The sequence below is a fragment of the Pelagicoccus mobilis genome (assembly GCF_016595505.1).
Taxonomy (GTDB): Bacteria; Verrucomicrobiota; Verrucomicrobiia; order Opitutales; family Opitutaceae; genus Pelagicoccus; species Pelagicoccus mobilis.
In genome coordinates this window covers 1-8,915 of record NZ_JAENIL010000103.1, presented here as the reverse complement: position 1 = coordinate 8,915, position 8,915 = coordinate 1, and the positions used below count along the sequence as shown (strand labels likewise).

Annotated in this window: 8 protein-coding genes; 3 read left to right on the top strand and 5 right to left on the bottom strand. The window is 54.4% G+C overall.

From position 1 onward, the window contains the following. Positions 1 to 234 (bottom strand): FmdB family zinc ribbon protein (locus JIN87_RS27220; protein WP_200359756.1); only part of this gene is annotated, 234 nt, incomplete at its 3' end. A gap of 124 nt (positions 235 to 358) precedes the next feature. Further along, positions 359 to 1,648 (bottom strand): tyrosine--tRNA ligase, encoded by a 1,290-nt coding sequence (gene tyrS / locus JIN87_RS27215; protein WP_200359754.1) that lies wholly within the window; start codon positions 1,646 to 1,648, stop codon positions 359 to 361. 95 nt (positions 1,649 to 1,743) lie between these two features. Between tyrS and yihA the strand changes: the two genes are divergently transcribed. Then, positions 1,744 to 2,397 carry a ribosome biogenesis GTP-binding protein YihA/YsxC gene (yihA, locus tag JIN87_RS27210; protein ID WP_200359752.1) on the top strand — a complete coding sequence of 218 codons (654 nt, stop codon included), beginning with the start codon at positions 1,744 to 1,746 and terminating at the stop codon, positions 2,395 to 2,397. Between the two features lie 106 nt (positions 2,398 to 2,503). Here yihA and JIN87_RS27205 read toward each other — a convergent pair whose 3' ends face one another. Further along, positions 2,504 to 3,187 (bottom strand): MBL fold metallo-hydrolase, encoded by a 684-nt coding sequence (locus JIN87_RS27205; protein WP_200359750.1) that lies wholly within the window; start codon positions 3,185 to 3,187, stop codon positions 2,504 to 2,506. Between the two features lie 38 nt (positions 3,188 to 3,225). After that, on the bottom strand, positions 3,226 to 4,383 hold the full coding sequence (locus JIN87_RS27200) for a XylR family transcriptional regulator (protein ID WP_234033664.1): 1,158 nt from the start codon (positions 4,381 to 4,383) through the stop codon (positions 3,226 to 3,228). A gap of 478 nt (positions 4,384 to 4,861) precedes the next feature. On the opposite strand from JIN87_RS27200, the gene JIN87_RS27195 reads away from it, so the two are divergent. After that, on the top strand, positions 4,862 to 6,631 hold the full coding sequence (locus tag JIN87_RS27195) for a metallophosphoesterase family protein (protein ID WP_200359746.1): 1,770 nt from the start codon (positions 4,862 to 4,864) through the stop codon (positions 6,629 to 6,631). Between the two features lie 15 nt (positions 6,632 to 6,646). Further along, positions 6,647 to 7,645 carry a sugar phosphate isomerase/epimerase family protein gene (locus JIN87_RS27190; protein WP_200359744.1) on the top strand — a complete coding sequence of 333 codons (999 nt, stop codon included), beginning with the start codon at positions 6,647 to 6,649 and terminating at the stop codon, positions 7,643 to 7,645. Between the two features lie 108 nt (positions 7,646 to 7,753). Here JIN87_RS27190 and JIN87_RS27185 read toward each other — a convergent pair whose 3' ends face one another. Beyond that, positions 7,754 to 8,890, bottom strand: a complete 1,137-nt coding sequence (locus JIN87_RS27185) for an NHL repeat-containing protein (protein WP_200359742.1) — start codon at positions 8,888 to 8,890, stop codon at positions 7,754 to 7,756. Between the last annotated feature and the right edge of the window lie 25 nt (positions 8,891 to 8,915).

Below are 8,915 nucleotides of genomic sequence, written 5' to 3'. Positions count from 1 at the left end.
GTGGTCGCAGCCGCAAGAGCCGCCGCAGCATCCGCCGCCACTTGAGGGAGCGGGGGCTGATTGGGTGGAACCGATGACGCTGAAGCCGTAGCCGCCGGAGATAACACGCTTCACCGGTTGCCCTGTCTCTGGGTGAGACGTGAGGGCGTCGTCCTTCATGCTTTGCTGGATTTCAAAGCGCTCTGGCTTTTCGTCGGGGGACTGAGGGATGGTCTCGTAAACGTAAGTGGCCATAGGGAGAAAGTGTGATTTGTGAAGGGTGAAAAGTGAAATCTTAATCGTCCTCTTCCTCTTAATCCTAATCTATCTTTGCGATTGAAGGATTAAGAGGATGATTAGGAGGAGGAGGAAGATTGGGTTATTCCACGTTTAACACCGCGTAGTTCTTTTTGCCGCGGCGGAGAAGGATGTACTTGCCGTAGTGGACGTCGGCTGGGGTGAGCTTGTAGCCGAGGTCTTGCACGCGTTCGTTGTTCACGTTCACGCCGCCGCCTTGTACGTCCTTTTTGGCGGTCTTTCGGGATTGGGAGAGTTTGGCGCTAACCAATGCGTCGAGAATTGAGAGACCTTCTTCGCTCTCCAGGTCAGCCTTAGCGATGGTCGCGCTTTGCACTTCGCTGGCTACTTGGGCGAGAGCGTTTTCAGAGATGCCGTCGAGACCTCCACCGAAGAGAATCTTCGATGCGTTGATGGCGTCATTGGTCGCCTCTTCGCCGTGCACAAGTTTGGTCATCTCGAAGGCCAAGGCTCGGTGGGCTTCGCGAGCGCCTGGGTTTTCGTTATGCTTGGCCTCGAGCTCATTGATCTCCTCGTGGCTGAGGAAGGTGAAGTACTTGAGGAACTTGATGACATCGCGGTCGTCGACGTTGATGAAGAACTGGTAGAAGCGGTAGACGCTGGTGCGGGCCGGATCGAGGTAGATGGCGCCGCCGACGCTTTTGCCGAACTTGGATCCGTCGGCATTGGTGATGAGCGGGAAAGTGAGGCCGTAGACTGACTTGCCGGCTTTTTTGCGAGTGAGCTCAGTGCCTACCGTGATGTTGCCCCACTGGTCGGAGCCGCCGATTTGAAGCTCGCAGTCGTAGGTGTCGTTGAGGTGGAAAAAGTCGTAGCCTTGGATCAGCATGTAGGAGAATTCCGTGTAGCTGATGCCTGCTTCATTATCGCCACCGAGACGTGACTTGACGCTCTCCTTGGCGATCATGGAGTTGACAGTGAAGTACTTGCCAGTCTCGCGCAGGAAGTCGATGAAGCCAATGGAGGAGAACCAGTCGGCGTTGTCGACGAGGCGTGCGGGGTTGTCGATGTCCTCGCGGAAGTCGACGATCTTGGCGAGCTGCTTTTTGACGCAGGCCACGTTGTGAGCGAGGAGTTCCTTGGTAAGGAGTTGGCGTTCGGCCTTCTTACCAGAAGGATCGCCGATACTGCCGGTTGCGCCGCCAGCGAGCACGATTGGCTTATGTCCGTAGTTTTGGAAGCGGCGGAGTGCGATGAGGGGGACGAGATTGCCCACGTGCAGGGAGTCGGCAGTCGGGTCGAAGCCTCCATAAAGCGTGATCGGTCCTTCTTCGAGACGCTTGGTCAGCTCTTCGAGCGCCGTGCAGTCTGTGTAGAGTCCTCTCCACTGTAGATCTTCCAAGATGTTCATAAGGCGAACGGTTTTGGGGAGAAATGGGGCCTGTGTCCACGGAGAATTTTCAGCTCCCTTGACCTTGGGGGGCTGAAGCCCTTGTCTCTGCGGCCATGAGGATTGATTCAGCGGAGTTTTTGACCAGTGCGAAGGACTTGGAGGCCTGCCCTCGTTCGGCTTTGCCAGAGGTGGCCTTTATCGGGCGCTCGAACGTAGGGAAGTCGTCGCTGGTGAATATGCTGACCAAGCAACGCGGTTTGGCGAAGGTTTCGAAAAAGCCGGGCGCGACGAAGCTGATCAACTTCTTCACTATGGATAAATGGTGGAGCCTAGTCGACTTGCCGGGCTATGGATTCGCGAAAGTGGCCAAAGGAAAGCAGGCAGACTTCAACTTGGCTGTGAGCGAGTACCTGATGGGACGCAAGCAGTTGAAACTGATCTGCGCTCTGGTTGATTCTCGCATGGAGCCGACTGAGCTGGATCTCGGTTTTTTCAACTGGATGCATGAAGAAGAGTGCCCGGTGCCTCATGTGATCGTTTTTACCAAGACGGACGAGGTTAAAGAGGACGTATGGCGTCGCAATATGGCGATCTACGAAGAGACGCTCGATGCTCTTGGGCTGAAAGTGCCAGAAATGATTCCCTGCTCCTCGGTCGATCGTGCAGGTAGAGGTGTATTGCTGCAGTACATACAAGGTGCTTTGCCCAAACGAAAGAAGAAGGGCAGCGGCACGGGGGTGCAGCTGAACTGGATGAAGAAGCGTTAGGAGCACGCGGGATGTTGGGTCGCTTGTTGCCACGCCGCAGCTGCAGGATCTAAGCGATGCGGTGCGTCGCAAGCGACGACCCTACAAGTGAAACCGCGATTGTAGATCATTTGAAGGTGTCGAAGAAGCGTCGCTTTTGCGTGTTCGCATCCGCCAAGTCGCAATGGTTGCTAAGAATGCCGGTTGGATTGAGATCGATCACTTTTGCGAGACTGGCGGGAAAATGCTCTGGGCAGGCATTAAGAAATGCTGGAGGCAGGAAGCTCCGCCGGTGCCCAGTTGCGAAAAGGTCGCCTGAAAATAGAAGGTCGTGCTTCTTCCAATGGAAGCAGCAATGGCCGGCTGTATGGCCCGGAGTGTGCAGAACTTGGATACCGCCACAGGTTGGAATCAACTGTTTGTCGCTCAGCGGAGCGAAGGTTCTTGGCTTCTGAAAGCGAAAGAGCAGGCGGCCGCAGAATTCGATGAACGCGCATCCTTTGGAGAGGCCACGATATTTGTGAGAGCCTCGGATATGGTCGGCTTCTAGCGGGTGGGCACGAAATTTCTGAGAGGTCCGAGCGGTGATTCTCTTCAAATTGTATGTGTGGTCGAGATGTCCGTGCGTTAGGAGTATGTGAGAAATGTTCCCCCAGCTTAAGCTCTCCCGTTTTAGGCAGTCCTCGATTAGTTTAAGTCCGCCTAGGAACCCGCCGTCGATGAGGCAGGCGTCTTCTTCGCTAATGAGCAGGTAGCAGCTGACCATGAAGGTGCGGATCTGGTAAAGGTCAGGTTGAAGTTGAACAAGCATCTGGATCTAGCTTGGTACTTGTTCGGGGAAGATAAAGATCAAGTGTTCATCTTCATTTTGGCGCGGAAGGTACCCGGTGGCTCGCCGGTGACTCGACGGAAGACGACGCCCATGTACTCGCTTTGGCTGAACCCGGTTTGCTCGGCTATTTGACTGAGCGTGAGGTCCGTTTCGATGAGCAGGCGTTTGATTTGGGAGATCTGGGTGCTGCGTATTTCCATCTGGGGGGACTTGCCGAAGTACTTGCGAAACCGCTTTTCGAGATAGCTGCGGGATACGGGAATCGCTTCTAGGAGATCTTCTACGCGTAGGCCTTCACAGGCTTTTTCCCGGATGAGCTTCATGGCCTGGGCGATGTGCTTGTCTGGGACGGCGAGCACGTCGGTTGACTTGCGCGTGACGACCTCCAGCGGCTCGATGAGCTTCTCGCAAAAGTCTAGAGACTCGCCGTTCATGAGGGAGGATAGGGATTTGGCGGCGACTTGGCCCCAATAGAAGGCGTTGACGGGAACGCTGGATACGCTGGGGTTGCAGAGGTCGCAGCGGGATTCCTCGTCGTTGGCTCCGAGTACCGCGACGTCGTTGGGGATGGAAAGATTGAGTTGCAAGCAGGCGGTTACGACTTGGACGGCTCGAAGATCGTTGCAGGCCATGATCCCGACCGGTTTGGGCAGGGAGGCTATCCAGTCGATGATGTGCTTTTCTTGTTCGGCTGCCCAGTCGTCCTGCACTTCGATGAGCAGCTCCGATTCGTTTAAGGTGTATCCAGTTTCCAACTCGGCGCTGTCGTGGCGTACGAGTTGTACTGCCTCTCGAAATCCGGACATGCGCTCTTGGGACCAGGATTCGGAATTGAAGCCGCAGAAACCGAAGTTTCGGAATCCGCGATCCATGAGGTACTCGCCTCCGGTTTGCCCTATCGCGGCATTGTCGGGGCGTATTTTGGGAATCCCCGGAATGGCAGGGGTTTCATCGTTGATGTCGATGCAAGGGATGCCGCGTTTGAGGCATTCGTTCAATACCACGGGGTTCCGGTTGTGGCAGATGATCCCGTCGAGCTTGTTTTGAAAAAGCCACTTAGGCTCGCGAACCGAGTGGGCGTCGTTGTCGAGCACGCAGTTCCAGCGCTCGAAGCTGCTCTGGAAAGCTCCGACACCGCTCAGAAAGCGGAGGCACTCTTCGCGTGCTGTGGGCATGATGATGGCAACTCGTTTTCGGGTCGGTCTAGTCATGACTGGTCTGATGCAGATGGAAAAATATCAAAGGACGCGAACAAGCGTTCTAATTGATCTGTGATTGGGAATGGGGTAGTATGCTCTCGATCGAGCATCTCTTGGCTAGCTGACCACTGACCGTAAGCGGGCTTCGATCGTTTACTCCACTTTTCGAAAACAGAACCCCCTCTAATTCTATATGGAACATTCCGGCCAGTGAGGTCGGGTCTTACAAGAAAAATACTGAAAATTCCGTATCCACCCATGGACTACCTAGATCGAATCAGGGTTGCTGGTTCGCCTTTTTCTGTTTGTGCGAGCGTGCACGTTTTTGAAGGGGTAGCGTCGTTATCTGTCTCGGCGGTTTCTTTTTTGAGGGTAGGCTACTTCGATGCTTCAGCGGCACCGCTTGGGGCTTAGATTCGCAATTTTCCCAAGTTGACACTATTTCTTTTGGTATATGCTCGGAACTTTCCTTTCTCTATTTCTGTTTCGCTCCCGAAAGCTAGCATTACTGGCATGCTCGCTCATTATTTGCGGTGGAGCCCAGTCGATGTTTGGCGCTCCGACATTGCCGACAACGCAAGCTCTGGAGTCCGATCCCGGGACGATACGCTTTGTGGTGATGCCCGACAGGACGGGGGGGATGAGAGAGGGCATCTTCAAGGACGCGCTTGAGAAGGCGAATCTCTTGCATCCGGAGTTTGTTATGTCGGTGGGAGACCTGATTGATGGCTATACATTGGATCCGAAGTTGTTGGATGCGCAGTGGAAGGAGTTTGATGACATCGTGGAGGGAATCGATGTGCCGTTCTTCTACGTGCCGGGAAATCACGACATCAGTAATACGTGGATGGAAGAGGAATGGAAACGGCGATTGGGAGATCCGTATTACCATTTCGTATACAAGGACGTGTTGTTTCTTTCGCTGCACACGGAAGACGGAGGAGTTGAGGGCTTAAGTGACGCTCAGGTGGAGTACTTTGAAGATGTGCTCGCGGAGCATAAGGATGTTCGTTGGACCTTCTTGTTCATGCATCGCCCTCTTTGGTCCTATGGGGAAAAACAAGGTTTGGAGCACGTGCTGCGGGCTCTAGAGGGACGACGGTACACGTTGTTTTCCGGGCACCATCACAATTATTACTACGAACCGGACGCTTCGGGAAACGAACGTTTTATCCTCGGCACGGCAGGTGGCGGAAGCCATTTGAGGGGGGAGACGTTCGGGGAGTTTGATCACGTGACCTATGTCGCCTTTACGGGCGAGGAGGTAAAGGTGACGCATCTGGAGTTGGACGGCTTCGTGGCGAAGGACATTGTCAACCCGAAGAACCGGGTGTTGATCGAGACGCTGCGTGGAGGTGGCTTTGCTAGAGTGACCGCCAAGGTGAGTGAACGGCCGGATCCTGCTCGCTTGGACGGAGAACTTGTCGTTCGCAATTCTGAGGATTCTGTATTGGGAGTTGAAATACAGTTCCCCGAATTGGAGGGGCTCGAATTCGTGACTAAGGAAACGCGACTCGAGATACCCGCACGATCAAGCTTGAACATTCCGTTCCGCCTTGAGGTGACTGGTGGTGGGGATCTGAACCTCGATGATTTGCCTCCGATCCAGCTCTCGATTGTGGGGCGTTATGACTTTGAAGGAGATGTTCTTGAACTGCCTACCTCTAAGCTTTGGCGAATCGATTGGCCGCGCCAGGTGTCGGGGGCTGGCGAGGAAGCGTTTGAGTGGGTGAGAATGGACCCTCCTGGTTATTTCGAGGAAGGCTGGGACTGGCTTGGGCCGCAAGATTGCCGCTTGCGTTTCGCTTTTATCGAAAGTGAAAAAGGCCTGGAGCTTGTGGTGGAGGGAGAGGATGATTTGTTTATCCTGCGAGGAGATCGGCTATCGGATCGTTTCACTCTCTTCTTCGAGACGGATCTGGGGCGAACGGAATGGAATATCGTTTTGCGGCCAAATGGGCGAGTCGAGGTTCCGGACATTCTGAAAGGAAAGGTCGCTTGGAAGCGAAGCGGGCGTGGACTGAATCTGCGTGTTATGCTTCCTTATGACATTCTCGGTATTGAACCGAACGGGGTTGATCCGTCTTTTCGCTTTAACTTGCGTTATCTCGATCATGACCGTCCGGAGAATGAGAAACCCTCTCGTCTCTACTGGCATCCCGCTTGGAATTCAGCTGAGAACTTCGAGGGATCGGGACGCATCGTTCTTAAAGCCAAAAACTGATACTGCCTTATGTTGATGGATCGAAAAACTTTTTTGGGCCAAGCGGGCGCTCTCGCTATGGCGAGTTTGTTGCCACGTGGCTTGTTTTCGAAAACGAGCAAAAGGGGTGTGGCGAAAGCAGAGGACCTCTTCACTATTTCTCTTTCTCAATGGTCCTATCATCGGGCTATTTTTGGAGATGCGCGCGAGGACTACAATTGGTTCATCAAAACGCTACACTCGGATCCGGACGCGGTTTTGAAGGGTGACCTTGATCCGCGGGATGTGGTGAAGAAGGCGCGTCAGTTCGACGTGGATGTGGTCGACCTCGTGAATATTCTTTGGTTCGGACACGGTCAGGATGGACCGTGGCTAGAGGAATTTAAACGGCGAGCGGCGGGGGAGGGCGTTCGCTTTGGCGTTCTGATGTGCGACCAGTTGGGGCACATCGGATCGAGTTCGGTCGCAGATCGAATGCGTTCGGTTGAGAACCATATCCGTTGGATGGATACCGCGGCCGAGTTGGGCTGCCAACACTTTCGAGTGAACGCTTATGGGGATGGGACCTATCTACAGCAGTTGAACCAATGTGCGGAGAGCTTGCGTGCTTTGGCGGAAGCGGCTGAGCAATATGACTTCGATGTGTTGGTCGAAAACCATGGCCATCCGGGAAGCAACGGGGCTTGGCTGGCGATGCTCATCGAAAAGGCGGACCATCCAAAAGTGGGAGCGTTCGCCGACTTCGATAACTTTTTCATGGGAGGATGGGGCCTCAATCCGGAGCGCCGATATGACACGCATCAGGGCATGTTGGATCTTGCTCCCTACACGCGAGCCGTGAGTGCGAAGTCCTTCGATTTTGATTCCGATGGCAACGAAACCCGTATCGATTTCCCACTATGCTTGCAGACTGCTATGGACGGAGGCTTCAAGGGGCTGGCAAGCGCTGAATATGAAGGTGAACATTTGTCTGAAGAAGAGGGGACGCGGCTCACGATCCAGCACTTGCGGCAGGTGCGGAAGGAGTTGTTTTAGGGAGGGCGACGCTCTGTCGTCGCCGTAGATCCTTCTGTGTGCGGCAACGACGGTACCGAGGAATGGAATGACGACACTCGAGCGAAGTGAAGACACGTTGCCCTCCTTTTATTGTACTGGCGTTAGCTTGGAGGGGTAGCGGCGGTCGGCATTCCATTCGCCGAAGTAGATTGCTCCCTCGGAGTCGACGTAGAGGTCGTGACCGTGGATAAATGTATTGTTGGTCTGATACATTGGTTGCAGTTCTCCGTCGACATAGACGGGTTCGCTTCCGCCGGGAGCACTGAGAACTTTTTTCGTCTTGCGATCCATGACGATAAGGAAGCCTGACTTCACGAGGCGTTTACCCGTGCCGTCTTTCTTGGACCAGCAGACTGCGGTGTAGACCTTGTCGTCACGAAAGAAGAGCTGACCTGCGTAGGCTCCTGGAAGATCGATTGTTTCGACGTATTCGCCTTCCAGGGTGAAGGCTTTGAGCTTATTTTCTGAGCGGGATGGGACCCAGACGAGCGGCTCATCGGTGGAAAGATCGAGGGAAATGCCGTGAGCATTCTTCAGCGAGGCAGGATCGCCTTCCTCGGTTGGGCCTCCCCAGCGGCGGACGAGGGCACCTTCCATTGTTACTTCGTAAACGTAGTTGGTCGCGTAGCCGTCTGCGATGAGGATTGTCTTTTGTGGCGTTACCGCGACATCGCAAGGCATGAACTGCTTGTCGCCAGCCTCGCCGATACCCATTTCGTAGGGAGTGGGGAGCTTGCGAACGATTGTTCCGTCTGTCTTGAGAATTGTGATACGCCCGTTGCGAGGATCCGCCTTCCATTCGTCGGTGTCGAAATGCCAGCCGCAATCGACGTGGATGAGGTATTCTTCCCCGTCCATCTCGAAAATCTCTAGACCATGGCCACCGGGAAGGTTCTTCCCGAACGAACGAACGAAGGTGCCGTCCTTTTCGAAAACGAGGAAGGCGTTCTTGAAGTGATCTGTCACAACGTAGATTCGGCCATCTCGACCTTCAGCGACTGCGTGGGAGTTCATGACTGGCGCAACGGCGCGATCAGCTTTGGCCCATTCGAGGTCGACTTTGTACTTCAGACCATTGTGCCCGAGGATAGAACCGTGCCCGCTAGCTGGAGCAGTGTTGTGGTGGTGATGGTCACCGTCTCCGTGCCCGTGTCCGATGGCGACGGAGGAGAGAAGGCTTGTTGAAAGGAGGAGAGAGGAGGCGGATTTGAGGATAGATTTCATGGTGTGTGATTTTGTAGGAGCGTGC

Coding starts and splice junctions, on each gene's coding strand:
- tyrS (WP_200359754.1), bottom strand. CDS start 1,648: ATGAACATCTTGGAAGATCTACAGTGGAGAGGACTCTACACAGACTGC.
- yihA (WP_200359752.1), top strand. CDS start 1,744: ATGAGGATTGATTCAGCGGAGTTTTTGACCAGTGCGAAGGACTTGGAG.
- JIN87_RS27205 (WP_200359750.1), bottom strand. CDS start 3,187: ATGCTTGTTCAACTTCAACCTGACCTTTACCAGATCCGCACCTTCATG.
- JIN87_RS27200 (WP_234033664.1), bottom strand. CDS start 4,383: ATGCCCACAGCACGCGAAGAGTGCCTCCGCTTTCTGAGCGGTGTCGGA.
- JIN87_RS27195 (WP_200359746.1), top strand. CDS start 4,862: ATGCTCGGAACTTTCCTTTCTCTATTTCTGTTTCGCTCCCGAAAGCTA.
- JIN87_RS27190 (WP_200359744.1), top strand. CDS start 6,647: ATGGATCGAAAAACTTTTTTGGGCCAAGCGGGCGCTCTCGCTATGGCG.
- JIN87_RS27185 (WP_200359742.1), bottom strand. CDS start 8,890: ATGAAATCTATCCTCAAATCCGCCTCCTCTCTCCTCCTTTCAACAAGC.